This window comes from Bradyrhizobium sp. OK095 (assembly GCF_900109945.1).
Lineage (GTDB): Bacteria > Pseudomonadota > Alphaproteobacteria > Rhizobiales > Xanthobacteraceae > Bradyrhizobium.
Genome location: NZ_FOBX01000001.1, coordinates 323,871 through 341,389, shown reverse-complemented (window position 1 = coordinate 341,389; position 17,519 = coordinate 323,871). Strand labels below are relative to the sequence as shown.

The 17,519-nt window shown below is 63.3% G+C and carries 10 protein-coding genes and 2 pseudogenes; 7 read left to right on the top strand and 5 right to left on the bottom strand.

The window, feature by feature from the left end; translation table 11 throughout:
• The first annotated feature begins 156 nt into the window (after positions 1 to 156).
• On the top strand, positions 157 to 2,310 hold the full coding sequence (locus BMW89_RS01610; protein WP_092022030.1) for a PAS domain-containing sensor histidine kinase: 2,154 nt from the start codon (positions 157 to 159) through the stop codon (positions 2,308 to 2,310).
• Complete coding sequence (locus tag BMW89_RS01605) at positions 2,307 to 2,681, top strand: response regulator (protein WP_092022029.1); 375 nt, start codon at positions 2,307 to 2,309, stop codon at positions 2,679 to 2,681. The genes BMW89_RS01610 and BMW89_RS01605 overlap by 4 nt, the downstream gene beginning before the upstream one ends.
• 78 nt (positions 2,682 to 2,759) lie before the next feature.
• Here BMW89_RS01605 and BMW89_RS01600 read toward each other — a convergent pair whose 3' ends face one another.
• Positions 2,760 to 2,993: a hypothetical protein gene (locus BMW89_RS01600; RefSeq protein WP_092022027.1), complete on the bottom strand. Its 234-nt coding sequence runs from the start codon at positions 2,991 to 2,993 to the stop codon at positions 2,760 to 2,762.
• A gap of 33 nt (positions 2,994 to 3,026) precedes the next feature.
• Complete coding sequence (locus BMW89_RS01595) at positions 3,027 to 4,151, bottom strand: DUF2336 domain-containing protein (protein ID WP_177195771.1); 1,125 nt, start codon at positions 4,149 to 4,151, stop codon at positions 3,027 to 3,029.
• A 2,228-nt stretch (positions 4,152 to 6,379) separates the two neighbouring features.
• Between BMW89_RS01595 and BMW89_RS38665 the strand changes: the two are divergent.
• Positions 6,380 to 6,586, top strand: a pseudogene (locus BMW89_RS38665) (hypothetical protein); the annotation flags it as partial.
• 1,089 nt (positions 6,587 to 7,675) lie between these two features.
• On the opposite strand, the pseudogene BMW89_RS38660 reads toward BMW89_RS38665, so the two are convergent.
• Both BMW89_RS38660 and BMW89_RS01585 read right to left on the bottom strand, forming a co-directional pair.
• A pseudogene (locus tag BMW89_RS38660) lies at positions 7,676 to 8,038 on the bottom strand (AsmA family protein); the annotation flags it as partial.
• Positions 8,039 to 8,305: 267 nt separating this feature from the next.
• Positions 8,306 to 9,553, bottom strand: a complete 1,248-nt coding sequence (locus BMW89_RS01585; RefSeq protein ID WP_092022021.1) for a cytochrome P450 — start codon at positions 9,551 to 9,553, stop codon at positions 8,306 to 8,308.
• Positions 9,554 to 9,683: 130 nt separating this feature from the next.
• Here BMW89_RS01585 and BMW89_RS01580 point away from each other — a divergent pair, with 130 nt between their 5' ends.
• The 4 genes from BMW89_RS01580 (at position 9,684) to BMW89_RS01565 (ending at position 15,338) form a co-directional block, all read left to right on the top strand.
• Positions 9,684 to 10,295, top strand: coding sequence for a TetR/AcrR family transcriptional regulator (locus tag BMW89_RS01580; protein WP_092022019.1), 612 nt, complete (start codon positions 9,684 to 9,686; stop codon positions 10,293 to 10,295).
• 412 nt (positions 10,296 to 10,707) lie between these two features.
• On the top strand, positions 10,708 to 13,662 hold the full coding sequence (locus BMW89_RS01575) for a formate dehydrogenase subunit alpha (protein ID WP_092022017.1): 2,955 nt from the start codon (positions 10,708 to 10,710) through the stop codon (positions 13,660 to 13,662).
• Between the two features lie 12 nt (positions 13,663 to 13,674).
• A complete protein-coding gene (gene fdh3B, locus BMW89_RS01570) occupies positions 13,675 to 14,277 on the top strand; it encodes a formate dehydrogenase FDH3 subunit beta (RefSeq protein WP_092022015.1) in 603 nt (200 codons plus the stop codon).
• A gap of 62 nt (positions 14,278 to 14,339) precedes the next feature.
• The gene (locus BMW89_RS01565; protein WP_092022013.1) at positions 14,340 to 15,338 is read left to right on the top strand and encodes a formate dehydrogenase subunit gamma; all 999 of its coding nucleotides are present in this window, start codon (positions 14,340 to 14,342) and stop codon (positions 15,336 to 15,338) included.
• 35 nt (positions 15,339 to 15,373) lie between these two features.
• Here BMW89_RS01565 and BMW89_RS01560 read toward each other — a convergent pair whose 3' ends face one another.
• Entirely contained in the window at positions 15,374 to 17,359 is a 1,986-nt protein-coding gene (locus BMW89_RS01560) for a 4Fe-4S binding protein (protein WP_092022011.1), read from the bottom strand.
• Positions 17,360 to 17,519: the final 160 nt, after the last annotated feature.

Genomic DNA, 17,519 nt, shown 5'->3' with positions numbered 1-17,519 from the left:
TTGCCCGGCCGAACGCCGTGGGCTAGGTAGCGCTGTCGAAAAATCACCAGGATATGGAACTTTGAAGGGGCGGCGCCATTGTCATTTTGCCCGCGTGCGTGCCACGTTTTTTTGAGAGCACTCCCGCTTCTGGAGTGATGATGATTTGAGTGCGCAGTGAGCCTTTCATCTCTTCCCGTCTCCGATTTGAACTCGTTGCTTGGCAGCCTTCTCGGCTCGTCCGGGGATTGCATCAAGATCCTCGACCTCGAGGGCCATCTCATTTTCATGACCGAGGTTGGTCAGCGCGTCATGGAAGTCTCTGACTTCGGCGCCATCCAGGGCTGCTCATGGCCGGATCTCTGGCAAGACGAAGGCAATTTCGCCGCCAAGGCTGCGGTCAAACAGGCGCAAACCGGGGAAATTGGACACTTCCAGGGTTTTGCGACCACAATGGCGGGGACACCGAAATGGTGGGACGTCACCGTGACCCTGATACGGGACGCCCAAGGCAGACCAGACCGGCTGCTCTCGGTCTCGCGTGACATCACCGAACAACGCCTGGCTGACCAGGCGCTCAAGGACAGCGAACATCGTTTGCGGATGGCACTGAATGCGGGACGCCTCGGCCATTGGGATCTCGATCTCACAACCGGCGTCTTGACGGCCTCCGACGTCTGCAAGGAAAATTTCGGCCGGGTAGACGCTGACGAATTTACCTATGAGGACCTTTGCAACGCCGTCGCACCGGAAGACCGGGCACGGATGAAGCAAGCGGTCGAGCGCACCATCGCAACCGGCGTCGATTACGATATCGAGTATCGGATCTTGAAACCTAACGAACGATCCGGTTGGGTCCTGATCCGCGGTCGGCTTGTGCCGGATCTGAACGGACAACCCGGCAAGATGTCCGGCGTGTCTCTCGACATCAGCGATCTCAAAGCCGCCGAGCAAGCGCTTCTGGAGAGCGAGACCCGGTTCAAGACTTTCGCCCAGGCCATGCCAAACCAGGTCTGGTCGGCCACTCCGGACGGAGAGCTCGACTGGTTCAATGACCAGGTGTTCACCTACAGCGGCTTGGATTCTGATGATCTCGCTGGAAACAAATGGCCGCAAATGGTCCATGCCGACGATATTGGCTTCGCGGCATCGGCATGGGAAAAAGCACTGCAAAACGGAACGCCCTATCAGGTCGAGTTCCGGCTGCGTCGCGCGGACGGATCATTCCGCTGGCATCTGGCTCGCGCTCTTCCGATCAGAAACGGGGTCGACAAGATCACCCGCTGGGTCGGCACCAACACTGATATCGACGACCAGAAGGAAATCGAGGAGCAGCTGTTCGAAAGCCAGCAGCGTTTGGCGTTCGCGCTCAGCGCCGCCGATATCGGAACGTGGGATTTCGATCCGCAGGCGAACGTCTTGAATTGGGATGACCGCTGCTACCAACTATTCGGATTGACACCCGGCAGACCGATTTCGTTCGAAATATTCCTGGCTGGCATCCATCCCCAGGACCGGGAGGCCACGGAAAAGGCCTGCCTGGACGCGATGCAGCCGGACGGAGCTGGCGAATACGATATTGAATATCGGACGATCGGATTTGAGGACGGCATAGAACGATGGTGCTCCGCCAAAGGCAAAGGCATTTTTGAGAACGGCACGGCAACCCGGTTTATCGGCACCATCCGAGACATCAGCAAACTGAAGCGCGCTGAACTGCAACAACAACTTCTCACGCGCGAGCTTGAGCACCGCATGAAAAACACGATGGCCATGGTAGGCGCCATAGCCAGTCAGACTTTTCGGACGGCGACGACAAAGGAGGAAGCGCGGACGATTTTCGATGCGCGCCTTCACGCGTTGAACCAGGCTCACGATGTGCTGGTGCAGTCCAGCTGGACCAGCGCGCCGATGCCGATCGTCGTCGAGGGAGCTCTTGAACCTCACCGAACCGGCGAAGGACGCATTCGCACCAAGGGCCCTTCAGTCGACCTCACCGCAAGGCAGGCGCTCTCGCTGTCGCTCGCCCTTCATGAGCTGGCAACTAACGCGGCCAAATACGGCGCGCTGTCGGTGCCCGGTGGAACGATCGATGTGACCTGGGATTGCACCACCTCGGGAAGCTCGCGTTCCCTTTGCTTTCTCTGGCGCGAATCCGGCGGCCCGGTCGTTGCACCGCCATCTCGTCGCGGCTTCGGCTCCCGTCTCATCGAAAGCACATTGTCATCCGATTTTGGAAGTTCCGTCAAAGTCGAGTATCGGCCTGAAGGCGTCGTTTGCCGGTTCGAAACCGTATTAGCCGAGCTGGCGGAAAGCGAAGAACCGAAATGAGCGCGGGCACCAGACCTTACGCAGTACTCGTCGTCGAGGACGACGCCATTCTCCGCCTTCATGCCATCGACATCGTCGAAGAGGCAGGTTTTACCGCCATCGAGGCCAAGGACGCTGACGAGGCCATCGCTGTTCTCGAAAGCCGCACTGACATCACGCTGCTGTTCACCGATATCCACATGCCGGGTTCAATGGATGGCGTGAAGCTCGCCCACGCCGTTCGCAATCGCTGGCCGCCGGTGAAGATAGTCGTCGTTTCGGGGCATAAACAGGTCGATCAAGACGAACTGCCGCAAGGCAGCCGCTTCTTTTCCAAGCCGTTCCAGTCCGACAAGATGATTGCGGAGCTGCGGAAGCTCATCGGAACTTGAGGGCCACGAGAATTTGAAGGCCTCGCCGGCGCGCAGGAAGAGAGAGTGCTACACGCGCGCCAGGACCGCCATCGCCGCCTACCTGAAATAACCCATTACCAGATCGATATCCGCACTGCCGGCGACCGTGCCGTTCAGCTCGGCGTCGATGACGCGACGGCAGGCGTCGATCGCGGCGTGGTCGCCGAGATCGTTGGCGGCCTCCATCACGAGCCAGGCGACGTCGACGGAAGCCTTCTCAGGAGCCGATCCGCCGGTCTCGGCGTTGAGGCTTTTGGTCTTGCGAACGGCGGTGCCGAATTGAGGCAACATGGCAAATACTCCCCTCTCGCTCAGTGCAGCTGCTTAGTGCACCTGGAGCTCGGGCTGACGGCCCGTGGTGGAATCGGCACCCGCGCCGGTCTTGCGCGACTGATAGAATTTCAAAACGCTGCGTGAGGTCTCGATCTTGAGCTTGCCGAAATCGCGCTCGTTATCGTGGAGTTCACGCGCCGTGATCAGATGATCCTTGGCGCCGAGGAACAGCAGCGACATGGTCGTGTCCCAGGAGAAATCGAGCGCCTTGCACAGCACCAGAAGGATCTCCCGGTTGCGGTCCATCATCGCGCGCTCGATCACGTCGACCGGCAGCGCCGAGAGCAGCGACAGGCCGATCTGCACCTCGTCGAGGCGGTGCTGGCGGGCATAGTTCGAGATCGAGTCCTGGTTGAGGTTGCCCTGGCGGTACTGCGTCGTCACCACGCGCTTGGCGACGAAATAGCTGCGCGAGGACGGACCGAATTTGGACTGGAGATCGCCGGTGACCTCGGTCACCGAGCTCTGGATCTGCGCCATCATTTCCGGGCGCTCGATCTCGAGCCGGCGGCGGACGTCTTCCGACGCCTTCGAGATCAGCTGCTGGAAGACGTGACGCGGCACGTCCTTGCGCAGGCCGAGTTGTTCGGCAAGAATCGAGTCGCCCTCGGCGCGGCGCACCATGTGCAGCAGGCCCGAACCGGAAAAGCGCGCGCCCTCGTTTTTGGCGACGAAGGTCACGACCTGCTGGTCGCCACGCTTGACCAGCACGTCGGTGACGGCTTCGCCGATCGACTTGCGCTGGGCGATCGCGAGCAGGTGCGACTGGCCCTTGGTCATCGCGCTCTCAACCAGCATCTTCTCGTCGATACGATTGGAGTCGCGCAGCACGGGGCCGGCGACGGCGATCTCGTCGTCGAGGGCGAGTTTTGCGATGACGTTGAGCGGGGCGTGATCGCACGCCGACATCACGTCCGAGAGCTGCGCCCGCGCGGCGACCTCGATCTCGTCGGCGAGCTTGCCGATGACCTCGCCGAACATGCTGATCTCGTCGTCGCTATAGCGGCCGGTGATCAGAATGTCGGTCGCATGCCACAACGCCTTCGCCCGGCTCTCGTCTGTGCCGCGCGCGATCGCGTCGTCCAGATCCTGTAGAAGCGATTTCGCCCCGTTCATCTCGATCACCCCAGTTCTTGGTCGTTCTTTGGCGAGCCATCCCGCCTGTGCTGGCGCGATGTCGAATTCCTCTGGGAGAGAGACTAGGGAACAAACGCGCAGATCCGGTAAAACCGGTGCAGCAGTTTTGTCGACGAAAATTCGTTAAAATGCGAAGGAATGGGTTTACCGGCGGGCAACAGGTGCGCTCCCTCTCCCGAAAGCGGGAGAGGTAAGAGGAGCTCGCGGCTCGATCTCTCCGAACTAACCCCGCCTCACGGATTCGACGGCGTCAGCACCAGCGGCGGCTTCGGCCTGGGCTTTGCGGGCGCAGGACCCGGAGCGGGCCGCACCTCGATCGGCGGCGGGAGCGGGGCGACCTGCTGACTTGCGAGCGGCGGACTTGTGAGTGGCGGGCTTGGCGCTGCGGGCGCGGCCTGCGGGGCCTTCGGCGTCGGTGCGGCCTTGGGCTTGGGCGGTGGCGCGCGGCGCGGATCGCGGCCGGGCATCGGCACGTCGGTCAGCGACGGCTCCGGCGCGGGATCGGGCGAGACCAGCGTCGGCAGCGCGGCGGTGGCCGGTGGCGGCTCGCCGCGCTCGATCGCATCCAGCCGGCGCGTCTCGCGATCGATCGTGCGCACCGCGAGCCACGAGGACAGCGGCGCCAGATCGACGGTGCGGTTGAGCCTGTCGGGGGGACCTGCCGCAAACAGCTGGATCTCCGGCGGGGCGCCGGAGAGCCCGGTCATGATCGGCGTCAGGCTGGCGCGGATGTCGGCCTGGTCGGCGGGAATGTCGTAGCCGCCGGAGACGATGGCGCGAGCGTTCTTGGCCTCCAACGGCGTCGCGCCGACGCGCAAACGCCCGTCGCGGATCGTGAACGGGATCTGCGCCGAGGCAACCGCGATCGGACCTGCCGCCAGCGCGGGCTCGACCAGCTGCCGCAGCCTGTCGTCGTTGGCGACCTGGCCGCCATCGCTGGCGCGGATGGCGATCTCGAAAGCGCGCGGGTTGAGGCCAGCGATCTCGGCCGAGTCCAGCGTCACCGTGCCGTTGCCGGCGAGCGCACCCGTGAGCGCTGCGAGGCTGCGGCCCTGGCTCGTCAGCGCCATCTGCATCGAGGCGCGTCCCTTCGGCAGCGCGAGGTCGCGGTAGCGCAGCGTGGTCGCATCGACATTGCTGAGCTCGATACGCGCATTCATCGCGACGCCATTGGCGCCGTTGCGCGCATCGAAACTCGCCGACATCTCGCCGCCGCCGACGCCGCCCTTGAGGGCATCGAGCGCGAGCGACTGGCCATCGCTCCGGATCGTCCCGCCGAAGGGGCGCAGCTCGAGCCCGCCGGGCAATATGCCGCGCAACGCCTGGAAGGCGATGCGGCCGCGCCAGCCACCGAGCAGCCCTGCGCTCAGCGGCTCGCCGCCATCGTGTCCGGCCGCCCCGATCGCCATCGCCAGCGCAGGCGCAAGGTCGAGCGTATCGAGGCCCACTTCGCCGTCGACGCTCTTCTCCTGATCGAGCGTAACCGCGAGATGGCCACGCAAATGCGAGCCAGCCGCGTTGCTGTCGAGGTCGTCGAAGGTCAGGCGATTTCCGGAAAGCGTGAGGCGAGACGACAGGCTGACACTCTGCGTCGACTTGTCCGCCGTGCCAGTGCCGAACAGCGGCGCGAGGTTGACGTTGCGCACGCGCAGATTCACGTTGGCTTTCGGCTCCGACAGTTCGACACTGCCCTGCGCGTCCGCGTCGAGCCCGCCGCCGCTGAGCTTTGCGTTCAATTGCAGCGGCTGCCGCCAGGCGCCGCTTACCTTGCCTTCGAATTGCGAAGCGCCCTCGCCTGCGGCGACCATGCGATCGAGGCCGAACAGCGCCAGCAATGCGCCGGCCTGCGGCGTCGACACTTTCGACTCCAGCGTAAAATCACTGTTGCGCAAACGGTCGATGTCGATGCCGTTGACGGCCGCGAGCGGCGTCTGCGCGATCAGCGTCGCGGTGGCCTTTAGCTGCGGCGCGTCGAGATCGAGCACGGCGCGGGCATCGCCGCGATCGGCGTGCTCGGCGTTCTTGTCGAGGCTGAGATCGAGCTTCAGGCGGGTCGCGCCCGGCAGTGACGGCAGCGCATCGAAGCGAGCGCGCACCGAGGGCGCAAACGGCTCGATCAGCGCGGTCAGTTCACGCAGCGAATTCGCGGAAGATTTCAGCGCGAGCTTGCCGGTGGCTTTGGTACGATCAAAACTGCCGCTCGCCTCGGTGGTCACGCCGCTGGTCTGGCCGAACCGCAACTGCTCCAGCGACAAGGAATTCGCGCCGTAGCCGAGTTTTGCCGCAAACGGCCGCAGCTCCTGGCCGGCGGAGATGGCGCGGCCGATATCGAGCGAGAGCTTTGCTTCCTCCGGCCATTCGCCTTGCGGTCCCGCAAGCGCGCGCACAAAGCTCGCGGCGGCGTCGAGGTCTAGACGGTCGGCCTTGATATCGGCGTCGATCCGCGAACCCTTGCTTGCGCCGGTTTGCACGAAGCCGATGCGGCCCTCGACCGTGCCGCCTTCGATGTCGGCCTTAAGCCTGTCGATGGCGAGATGGTTGGCGGCGATGGTCACGTCGCCGGCAAGCCGCAGCGGCCGCGTGCTGCGGCGGTTGACCTCGCTGCGGCCCTGGAGCCAAGCCACCAGCGTATCCGGATCGGAGGATTCAACGCTGAGACGGCCGCTAAAGCTGTCGGCGCCGGGCGTCGCGCCGTTGAGCGAGAGCTGCGTCATGCCGGGCGCGCGCAGCTCGAGCCGCTGGAAGGTCCAGGATCGCCCGTCGGTCTTGAGTTCAGCCGCGATGTTCTGCAGCGGCCGGCCTCCGAGCATGATCTGGTCGGAGTTGAACTCGATCTGCGCGGGGATCGGCGCCTGCGGGATCGCCGCCAGCCCCGCCCGCAACGCCGGCAGGATACGCAGCGGCTCGGCATCGTCCTTGGCCGCCAGCCTGTCGGCATCGATCTGGCGCGCCGAGAGCACCGCGCGCAGCAGCGGCGAGGCGCCGAACCTGAGGTCGCCGACGCCGCCGAGCTTCAGCGCGTTGTCTTCGACGCCGAAGCTCGCATCGATCTGGTCGAGCTTGGCGCCGGCCGGATCGGCCTTGAGTTTTGCGGTGAGCTTCCAGGGCATAGGCCCGGCCTCGCCCGCCTTCTTCGTTGGTGGAACGGCCAGCGTCAGCGCACCGTCGAATTTCGGCAGGCGGTTGTCGAAGGCGAGCACGCCTTCGAGATCGGCCAAGACAGAACGCTCGCCGGGATCGATGTTGAGATGGAGACGGGTGGCGCTGCCGTCGGCGCTCGGACCGGAGGAGATTCGGAACGGGTAGCGCGTGCCTGCGACCGTGACATTGCCGTCGCCCCGCACCGAGCCGGCGAGCGAGCGGACGTCGCCGGAGAAGGCGATGTCGTTCAGCTCCAAGGTCGAACGGCTGGCGGCATCATGCAGGGCGACCCGGCCGGTGAGGTTCAGCCGCTCGATCGCGAGCGAGGCGAGGTTAAAGGTGCCGCTGGCAGTGGACGGCAGATCCACCCGCCCCCTGGCATCGAGGCCGAGATCGACCGCCATGCCGTTGACCGTCAGCTCGGTGGCGCGCCATTCGCCGCGCATCAGGGAGCTCAGGCTGAATTCGACGTCGAGCTTGTCGGCGCGGAGGCGCCCGAGATCGTTGTTGCCGCCGAAGGTAACCGAACGCAGCCGCAGGGTCGGCGCCGGCAGCAGCCGCGCGTCGAGCTCGCCCGCAACCCGCACCGGCACGCCGATGATCCGGCCAGCCTCCGCCTCGAACTGGGGCCTGAACTGGTTCCAGTCGATGAAGTAAGGCCCGATCAGCGCAGCTAGCAGCGCTAAAATAAAGGCAATCGCCAATCCGAGCAGCGTCGTCTGCACGGGTCTCCCCTCGGCCAAACCGGCCCGGGCCAAACCTGAGGGCCTCAGGCGCGCCGGAACAGCCCCTTATATAGGGGGAAGTGTGGCGAAGTCACAGCGACTGTTGCGCGCGGAGGTTAACGCTGGTGCGAGACCCTCACCCTGAGGAGGCCGCGGAACGCGGCCGTCTCGAAGGGCGAGGCCCGGCTATCGCCGCATGGATGCAGCGGGGGCCTGTCATCCTTCGAGACGCGCTAGCGCGCTCCTCAGGATGAGGATTGGCAGCGATTACCAACTGGCAGGGAGCTGCGTCAGGCCGCGCAGCACGAAAGTCGGCCGCCATTTGGGGTTCTCGACGTCGTCGATGCGCAAGTTTGGCAGCCGGCGGAGCAGCGTCGCAATGGCGATCTCGGCCTCGATCCGCGCCAATTGGGCCCCCAGGCAGAAATGGATGCCGCCGCCGAACGACAGCGGCCTGACGTTTGGCCTGACGACGTCAAGCCGCTCGGGGTGATCGGGATAAACCGCGGGGTCCCGGTTGGCCGAGCCGAGCAGGCAGAGCACGGTCTCGCCCTTCGGGATCTTCTTGCCACCGAGATCCTCGATGTCCTCGAGCGTCACGCGCCCGGTCATCTGCACCGACGAATCATAGCGCAAGAATTCCTCGATCGCGCCCGCCATCAGTTCCGGCCGCGCCTTGAGCAGCGCGAGCTGGTCCGGATTGCGGTGGAGCGCGAGCAGGCCGTTGCCGATCAGATTGACCGTGGTCTCGTGGCCGGCGCCGAACAGCAGGATGATGTTGGCGGTCAGCTCCTCATTGGTGAGCTTGTTGCCGTCTTCCTCGGCCTGCACCAGCTGGGTGATGAGGTCGTCCCCGGGAGTTTTGCGGCGCAGCTCGAACAGCTGCTGAAAATACATCTGCGCCATCATGTTGCCGGCGTTGCCCTTGGCGATCTCCTCCGGCGTGAGCGGCACGGGATCGAGCAGCCGGCCGCCGTCGCGCGAGCTCTTGTAGAAGGTCTCGCGATGGTCCTCGGGGATGCCGAGCATGTCGCAGATGATGGTGACAGGCAGGCGGAAGGCAAAGTCCTCGATCAGGTCCATGTGGCCGCGATCAATCACAGCATCGATGGCCTGGTCGACGATCTCCTGGATCCGCGGCCGCATGTCCTCGACACGGCGCGCGGTGAAGGCTTTTACGACGAGGCCGCGCAGGCGGGTGTGGTCGGGCGGATCGGATTGCAGCATCCAGTGGCTCATGCTGCGGAACACCGGTTCGTCCATAATCTTGTCGCCATAGCGACGCTTGGAGCGTTCGACGTAATCCTTGCCGAAACGCTTGTCGCGCATCACGAGGCCGACGTCGGCGTGACGGCTGGCGACGAAATGGCCGAACGGGGTTACGTGGATCGGATCGATCGCGCGCAGCCGGTCATAATGCGGATAGGGATCGCGGATGAAGTCCGGCGACAGCGGGTTGAACAGCGGATCGCCGCCGGCAGGTTCAACTTGGGTGGGTTGCACTTGCTCGTTCATGGTGACCTCAAACCGGTTGCCGCATGACACGAATACGCTGAGCGCAGCCCAACGCCCGGCGTAACCATCCCTGAAATTATCAACTCGATACATTGTTGTATCGAGTTGCATTCTGCCCTAACCTGGCGCGATGTCAAGGGTGAGAACACGGCCGACCAGGGACGATACGCGCGACAAGTTGTTCGAGGCGGCCGCGCGCGTGTTCGAGGAAGACGGCATCGGCGGCGCCAGCATCGAGGCGATTGCGGCGGCGGCAGGCTTCACCCGCGGCGCGTTCTATTCCAACTTCAGGAGCAAGGACGAGCTGATCATCGCCATGCTCGAGGACCATGTCGACCAGTCGATCCGGCGCAACATGGACATCCTCGCCCAGCACGACAATCTCGACGATTTCATCGCGGCGCTGAAGGCGATGGACCGCACCAGGCAGGACCCGCTCGGCCGCTCGCCCCTCCTCCACATGGAGATGATCCTGTTCGTCGCGCGCGCCGAGAAGCGCCGGCCGGAGCTTGCAAAACGCCTGCGCGCGCGGCGCAAGCTGGTTGCCGACATCGTCGAGGCAACCTTGAAGAGCAACGGCAAGAACGACGCGCTCAACCCGCCCTGGATGGCCTCCGTCGTGCTGGCGCTGGAAGACGGTTTTCGCCTGCACCGGCTGATCGATCCGGAGACGACGCCCGCCGACAGCTTTTTGCGGGCGATCACGGATTTGCGGCGGAGGACGGGGTTGGCTTCGGAGTGAGGGTGGCTGGAACATGTCCACTCACCGTTTCCAATTCGCACGACAATTTTCAAATCCGAGATGAGCAACGACCGGAAAGCTGCAGCATTACCGGCCCCTGCTGCTGAAGCAATACAGGGTTGTGATTGATGTCCGGCGCCGAACTCGGATAACGTACCGACGGGCTAACCCGAAACGGGAGTATCGTTCGTTGAAGAGTGACCCTCCGCGAAAGGTTCTTCGACGTGACTTGCTTAAGCTGACGATGATTGGCGTCGGCGCAGTCAGTGTCGGCGAGCTGTTGCCCTCCCCGGCTTCTGCGAAGCCGGTCGATTTGAACCAAAAGCGCAGGGCTCGCTACCAGGCTGACTCTCAGGAAGTTCGGAACTTCTACCGCGTCAACGGCTATCCCGCCGCTCGATAGGAGACCTCCGTGCTGATCAGGAAGTCCGAGCGTCGTCCGGAGCGTGCCAAGCTCTCCAATGCAGACGCTGGCCCATCGTCGTCGGGTTTAGACCGGCGAACTTTCCTGAAGCGCTCAGGCATCACGGCAGGCGCATTGGTCGCGGTGGGTGAAATCTCGCTGCACGGCGTACGTCAGGCCGAGGCTGGTCCACCACCACCGGTCGGCGCACCGGTCACGATCCGGAAGAATATCTGTACGCACTGCTCGGTCGGCTGCTCGGTGATCGCCAAGGTCGCCAACGGCGTATGGATCGGACAGGAGCCCGACTACGACAGTCCGATCAATCGCGGTTCGCATTGCTGCAAGGGCGCTGCGGTTCGCGACGACGTGCTGAACGAGCGGCGCCTGCGCTATCCCGTCAAACTCGTCAACGGACAATGGACGCGCATCTCCTGGGAGAAGGCGATCGACGAGATCGGCGACAAGCTGCTGGACATTCGTCAGAAGGCCGGCCCCGACTCGGTGTATTGGCTCGGCTCCGCCAAGTTCACCAACGAAGCCGCATATCTCAATCGCAAGCTCGCCGCGTTTTGGGGCACCAACAATTCCGACCACCAAGCGCGGATCTGTCACTCGACGACGGTCACCGGCGTAGCCAATACCTGGGGCTACGGCGCGATGACCAACAGCTACAACGACATCCGCAACGCCAAGACCATTCTGTTGATGGGCGGCAATCCCGCCGAGGCGCATCCGGTCTCCTTGCAGCACATTCTTGAAGGCAAGGAGCTCAACCGCGCCAACATGATCGTGGTCGATCCCCGGATGACGCGAACCGCTGCGCACGCGACCGAATACGTCCGGGTTCGTCCCGGCACGCACATCGCCACGATCTACGGCATGCTGTGGCACATCTTCGAGAATGGCTGGGAAGACAAGGAATTCCTCAGCCAGCGTGTCTATGGCCTCGATGAGGTCCGAAAGGAAATCGCGAAGTGGCCTCCCAAGGAGGTCGAGCGCGTGACCGGCTTGCCCGAAGCACAGGTCAAACACATCGCTCAACTGTTCGCGACGCAGAAGCCGGCCACACTGATCTGGGCGATGGGGCAGACTCAATTCACCACCGGCACGGCGAATGTCCGCGCCAGTTGCCTGTTGCTGCTCGCCACCGGCAACATGGGGCAGCCCGGCGCAGGCGCCAACATCTTCCGCGGCCACACCAACGTTCAGGGCGCAACCGACCTCGGTCTCGATGTCACCTCGCTGCCATTGTATTACGGCCTCGCCGAGGAGGCCTGGCGACATTGGTGCCGGGTATGGGAGATCGATTACGACTGGATGAAGTCGCGTTTCCCCGACAAGAAGCTGATGGAAACGCCTGGCATTCCGAGCACGCGCTGGTTTGACGCAACTTTGCTGCCGAAGAATCAGATCAGCCAGCCCAACCCGGTGCAGGCCATGTTCATCATGGGACACGGCGTCAACACCATCACCCGGATGCCGGAGGCCGTGAAGGGCATCGAGAAGCTCGAACTGCTGGTGGTCTGCGATCCCTATCCGACCGCGTGGTCGGTGCTGTCGGAGCGCAAGAACGGCACCTACCTCCTCCCGGCCTGCACGAGCTTCGAGATGGAGGGCTCGCGCACCAACTCCAATCGCTCACTGCAATGGGGTGAGAAAATCGTCGATCCGGTCTTCGAGGCGAAGAACGACTACGACATGATGTACATGTTCGCCCGCAAGTTTGGATTTGCCGACCTGATGTTCAAGAACATCAAGGTCGAGAACGGCGCAGTTTCGGCGGAGGACATCCTCCGCGAGATCAACCGCGGCGGATGGTCGACGGGATATTGCGGGCAGTCGCCGGAGCGGCTCAAGGCCCACATGAGGAACCAGCACAAGTTCGATCTGGTGACACTGCGGGCGCCGAAGGACGATCCCGAGGTTGGCGGGGAATATTACGGCCTGCCGTGGCCATGCTGGGGTACGCCGGAGTTCAAACATCCGGGTACGCCGATCCTCTACAACACCAACCTTCCCGTGAAAGAGGGCGGCGGCACCTTTCGCGCGCGGTTCGGGGTCGAACGCGTCGTCAAGCGCAAGGTGATGGAGAACGGGCAGGAGGTGGAGCGGGAAGACCACGATAATCTTCTTGCCGAGGGCTCCTACTCCGTCGGTTCGGAGATCAAGGACGGGTATCCCGAGTTCACTCTTGGCGTGCTGAAGAAGCTCGGCTGGGACAAGGATCTCACCGCGCAAGAGTTCGACGTGATCGCGCGCATCAAGCCGGCCGATCCCGACAAGGTGTCATGGTCGACCGATCTTTCCGGCGGCATCCAGCGGGTCGCGATCGAACACGGGTGCTCGCCTTACGGAAACGCCAAGGCCCGCATGATTGCGTGGAATTTGCCCGACCCGGTTCCGGTGCATCGCGAGCCGATCTATACGCCGCGGCCCGACCTCGTTGCCGACTATCCGACCTTGCCGGATGCGAAGCAATTTCGCGTGCCCAATATCGGCTTCTCCGTGCAGAAGGCGGCAGTCGATCGCGCGATCGCCAAGCAGTTTCCGCTGATTCTGAGTTCGGGCCGCTTGGTTGAATACGAAGGCGGCGGCGAGGAAACGCGGTCCAACAAATGGCTCGCCGAACTCAAGCAGCACATGTACGTCGAGATCAATCCGGCGGACGCAGCCGAGCGCGGCATCGTCGACGGCGGCTGGGTTTGGGTGACCGGCGCAGAGAACAGCTCACGCGCCCGGATGAAGGCGCAGGTGACCGAACGCGTTGGCAAGGGCGTTGCCTGGATGCCCTTCCATTTCGCCGGTTGGTATGAGGGCGCGGATCTCCGGGCGAAATATCCGGCGGGTGCCGATCCAATCGTGCTCGGTGAGAGCGTCAATACGCTGACGACCTATGGCTATGATCCTGCCACCGGCATGCAGGAGCCGAAAGCCACGCTTTGTCAGATCAGAGCCGCATGAGAGGTTAGACCCATGGCACGCATGAAATTCCTCTGCGATGCGGATCGTTGCATCGACTGCAATGCCTGCGTGACCGCCTGCAAGAACGAGAACGAGGTGCCCTGGGGCATCAATCGACGTCGCGTCGTCACCATCAATGATGGCAAGCCCGGCGAGCGGTCGGTGTCGATGGCCTGCATGCACTGCACCGACGCGCCTTGCGCGTCGGTGTGTCCGGTCAAATGCATCTATCCGACCGATGACGGCATCGTCCTGCACGACAAGGATTTGTGCATCGGCTGCGGCTATTGCTTCTACGCCTGTCCGTTCGGAGCACCGCAATATCCCCAGGTCGGGAATTTCGGCTCGCGGGGCAAGATGGACAAGTGCACCTATTGTGCCGGCGGTGGCGGACCGGAGGCGCCGGGAAGCGCCGAAGAATATGCAAAATACGGATCGAATCGCTTCGGCGAAGGCAAATTGCCGATGTGTGCCGAGATGTGCTCCACCAAATCGCTGCTCGCTGGCGACGGCGACATCATCTCGCAACTCTACGAGGAACGTGTCGAGAAACGCGGCTATGGCTCCGGAGCCTGGGGCTGGACGACGGCCTATCACGAGGACGTCAAGAAATAGCAGGACCTGCGCTTACGGCCGATGAAAGCGCGACGATCGAGGACGAAGATTGGGTATCCGTCATGACGGCTTTCGCACGCATTCGCTTCGCAGCGCTTTTGTTGATGCTGTTCGGTCTCACGACAGCCTCGGTGCTCGCCCAGACACTCGGTCCCGATGGGGCACCGAATCCGACCGCAAGCGTGACCAATCAGAGGACGCTTCTCGAGCAAGCGCCGCGCATCCAGGGCCGGATCGACATTCCCGACGTCAAGGCAAGCGTGTTGATGCAGCCGATGGGACGAACCTGGGATTATTTCCACGAGGTCCTGCTGCATTGGGGTGCCGCGCTGGTGATCGTCGGTATGCTTGCAGTGCTCGCGCTCGCCTATCTGATCATGGGCCGGCTACGCATCGAGGCGGGACGCTCCGGCGAGATGATCGTCCGCTTCAAGGCTTTTGAGCGGTTTTCTCACTGGCTGACGGCTGTCTCTTTTGTACTCCTCGGATTGACCGGCCTGAACATTACTTTCGGCAAGGTCCTGCTGCGGCCGCTGGTCGGCCCGGATCTATTCTCCGACATCTCCCAGATCGCGAAGTACGTGCACAATTTCACAAGCTTCGCCTTCGTGGCGGGCCTTGCTCTGATCACGGTGCTTTTCTTCAGGGACAATCTCTTCAAGAGAGTCGATATTGACTGGGTCAAGCAGGGCGGCGGCTTCATCAAGTCCAAGCATGCGCCTGCAGGCCGCTTCAATCTCGGCGAGAAGATGGTCTATTGGCTGTCGGTCGCAGCAGGCCTCCTGGTATCCGCATCAGGGTTCGTGCTGCTGTTTCCCTTCTACGGCACCAACATTGCGGACATGCAGATCGCTCAGGTCGCCCACGCCGTGATCGCAATCCTTTTCATCGCGCTGATCCTGGGACACATCTATATCGGCACGCTCGGCATGGAAGGCGCGTTCGAAGCCATGGGAACGGGCGAGGTCGACATCAATTGGGCGAGAGAGCATCACGACCGCTGGCTCGCCGAAAAGCTCGAAGCGGAAGGCCGGCAAGCTTCGGCGACACCGGCAGAGTAGAGCAATGCCGCGCAGCATGCCCGAAACCGGGCAGTTCAGTTGGAGCGGCCGTCCGGATCTTGTTGCGCCTCCCGCTCACGCAAATAATCGTCGGTGGTGCGGACGGTTGGGCTCGGCGCGCCATAGGATTCAAAACCTTGTTCGGCGACGAAGCTCACCCGGCAATCGCCGCACATCTTGATTGCGTCGAGCCTCTGCGCCGAGCCTGAATACATCCAGTGTTGGCCCTCGAGCTTCGCGACCACACGCTCGATGCTGCTCTTGACGCCGAACGGCTTGCTGCAGCGGATGCAGCAGAACGGCTCCTCCTCTTTGAGAACCCGGGTTGGCGCCCGGCTCGCGCGGAAGTCGATTTGCGGGACCAGCGTGATGACCTTCTCCGGACATGTCGTCCGGCACAGACCGCACTGAACGCAGGAGTCTTCGACAAAACGCAATGCCGGACGCTCGGGGTCGTCGCGCAGGGCACTCGTCGGACAGACCGACACGCAGGACAGGCAAAGTGTGCAGCCCGCGGTATCGACCTCGACGGCGCCGAACGGCGCCCCGTCCGGCAACGGAATGACATCGACGGGTGCAGGTGCTGCGCGGTGCAGTTCGGCCAGCGCAAAACGAAGCACATCGCGCTTGCCGCCCACCGGGCGGAAGCTTGCGGGGCGCGGAGCCGGTGCGTGGGCCGGCGCCGCGCGGAGCGCCTCGATCAGGTGATCCGGATCGTCGGTCTCTATCACTGAAAGCCGGTCCGGGCCGAAGCCAAGGCCGGTCAAAATCGGATCGGCCAGTGCTATCGTTCGCGTCAACCCGGAGACGTCATGGCGCGGCTTGGCTCGAAGCAGGAATCGCACCGCCGACACGCCATAGGCAAAAGCTGCAATGATGCTCTCCAACCCGACCTGCGTGACTTCGTTGACGGAAAACGGCAGCACGTTCGCGGGCAAGCCGTCGCCGAACCGCGCCAGAGCATCGATCAGCGGTGCGCCGTGGCTTTCGTCATGAACGAGGACAACAGCCCGCTCGCCGTCCGCCTGACGATATGCGAGCAGCATCGCTCGCAGCTTTCTGACCAGCGCATCCTCCGGCGGCAGGGCATAGGACGCGGCACCCGTGGGACAAGCCGTCGCGCATTGACCGCAGCCCGCGCAGATGTCGGCATCGATCGCCACATGGTTGCCCGCAGGCGTGATCGCGCCGGCAGGACAGCTGTCGAGGCAGCGAGTGCAACCGGTTTGCTTCGAGCGCGAATGGGCGCAAAGCCCGGCATCAAAGGTGATGTAACGTGGCTTCTCGAAAGTCCCGACGAGATCGCGTGCTTTCAGCACGACCTGGAGAATAGCTGAGGGATGACCGGGATCAGCACGCAGATAACCGTCGCGCAGGTCGGCGGGGATCAGCGCAGGCCCGCCGGTCAGGTCGAGGACGATGTCGCAGGTCGAACGAGCGTTGTTGCGCGATGAGCCAAACGTCAGGGCGCGACGCGAGGACGGCGCCGCTTCGGCAAACTCGTCGACCACCAATTCGAACGCGCCCAGATGTCCTTTGACACCGCTTATCCGACCTTTGGCAATCGGATAGTCCGCGCTGCGTGGCGGCGCGATCACGGCTGGTGGCGCAATCAGCACGGTGACGTCGAGGTGCTCCTTGAGCAAATCGCCAGCCTGCATCACCGCCTCGTCACGGCCATAGATCAGGATGGTTCCGCTGCTTTCCAGCTGGACCATTGGCGCGGGTGCGGCGACTTCAGTTGCGGCGGCGAGCAGCGCGGCCATCTTTGGCCCCGCACGGTCGGCATCGCTGGACCAGCCGGCGGTCTCGCGGATATTGGCAAACTGTATCGAATTCGCACGATTATTTTCGGCTGCAACCTCTGAAAAGAGCGCCGCCTGCTGCGTGCAGGCTACCGTGAGCGGCCCCTCTTCGGCCGCGACAGCCTTGAACAGACCAAGCTCGGCACCGCAGAGTTGCGTCGCGGCCGTCGCTTTGCCACGGCAGCCGCGGCTAATCGCGCCGGCGTCGAGCGGCATCGTCCCTTCGCATGAGCAGATCAGGAGGCGCCGGCTGGTTTCAGGTACGACGGTCACGATATCCCGCGGCTCCCAAAATAGAGCGGCCACCTACTGGCCGGACTATCCTCAGAGTATATACTCCGCATGCCGCAAAAGGCGACCCTGTATCGAAAGACCG

Excerpts from the sequence above, each read along its gene's own strand:
- BMW89_RS01605 (WP_092022029.1), top strand. The coding sequence starts at position 2,307 with ATGAGCGCGGGCACCAGACCTTACGCAGTACTCGTCGTCGAGGACGAC.
- BMW89_RS01600 (WP_092022027.1), bottom strand. The coding sequence starts at position 2,993 with ATGTTGCCTCAATTCGGCACCGCCGTTCGCAAGACCAAAAGCCTCAAC.
- BMW89_RS01595 (WP_177195771.1), bottom strand. The coding sequence starts at position 4,151 with ATGAACGGGGCGAAATCGCTTCTACAGGATCTGGACGACGCGATCGCG.
- BMW89_RS01585 (WP_092022021.1), bottom strand. The coding sequence starts at position 9,553 with ATGAACGAGCAAGTGCAACCCACCCAAGTTGAACCTGCCGGCGGCGAT.
- BMW89_RS01580 (WP_092022019.1), top strand. The coding sequence starts at position 9,684 with ATGTCAAGGGTGAGAACACGGCCGACCAGGGACGATACGCGCGACAAG.
- fdh3B (WP_092022015.1), top strand. The coding sequence starts at position 13,675 with ATGGCACGCATGAAATTCCTCTGCGATGCGGATCGTTGCATCGACTGC.
- BMW89_RS01565 (WP_092022013.1), top strand. The coding sequence starts at position 14,340 with ATGACGGCTTTCGCACGCATTCGCTTCGCAGCGCTTTTGTTGATGCTG.
- BMW89_RS01560 (WP_092022011.1), bottom strand. The coding sequence starts at position 17,359 with ATGCCGCTCGACGCCGGCGCGATTAGCCGCGGCTGCCGTGGCAAAGCG.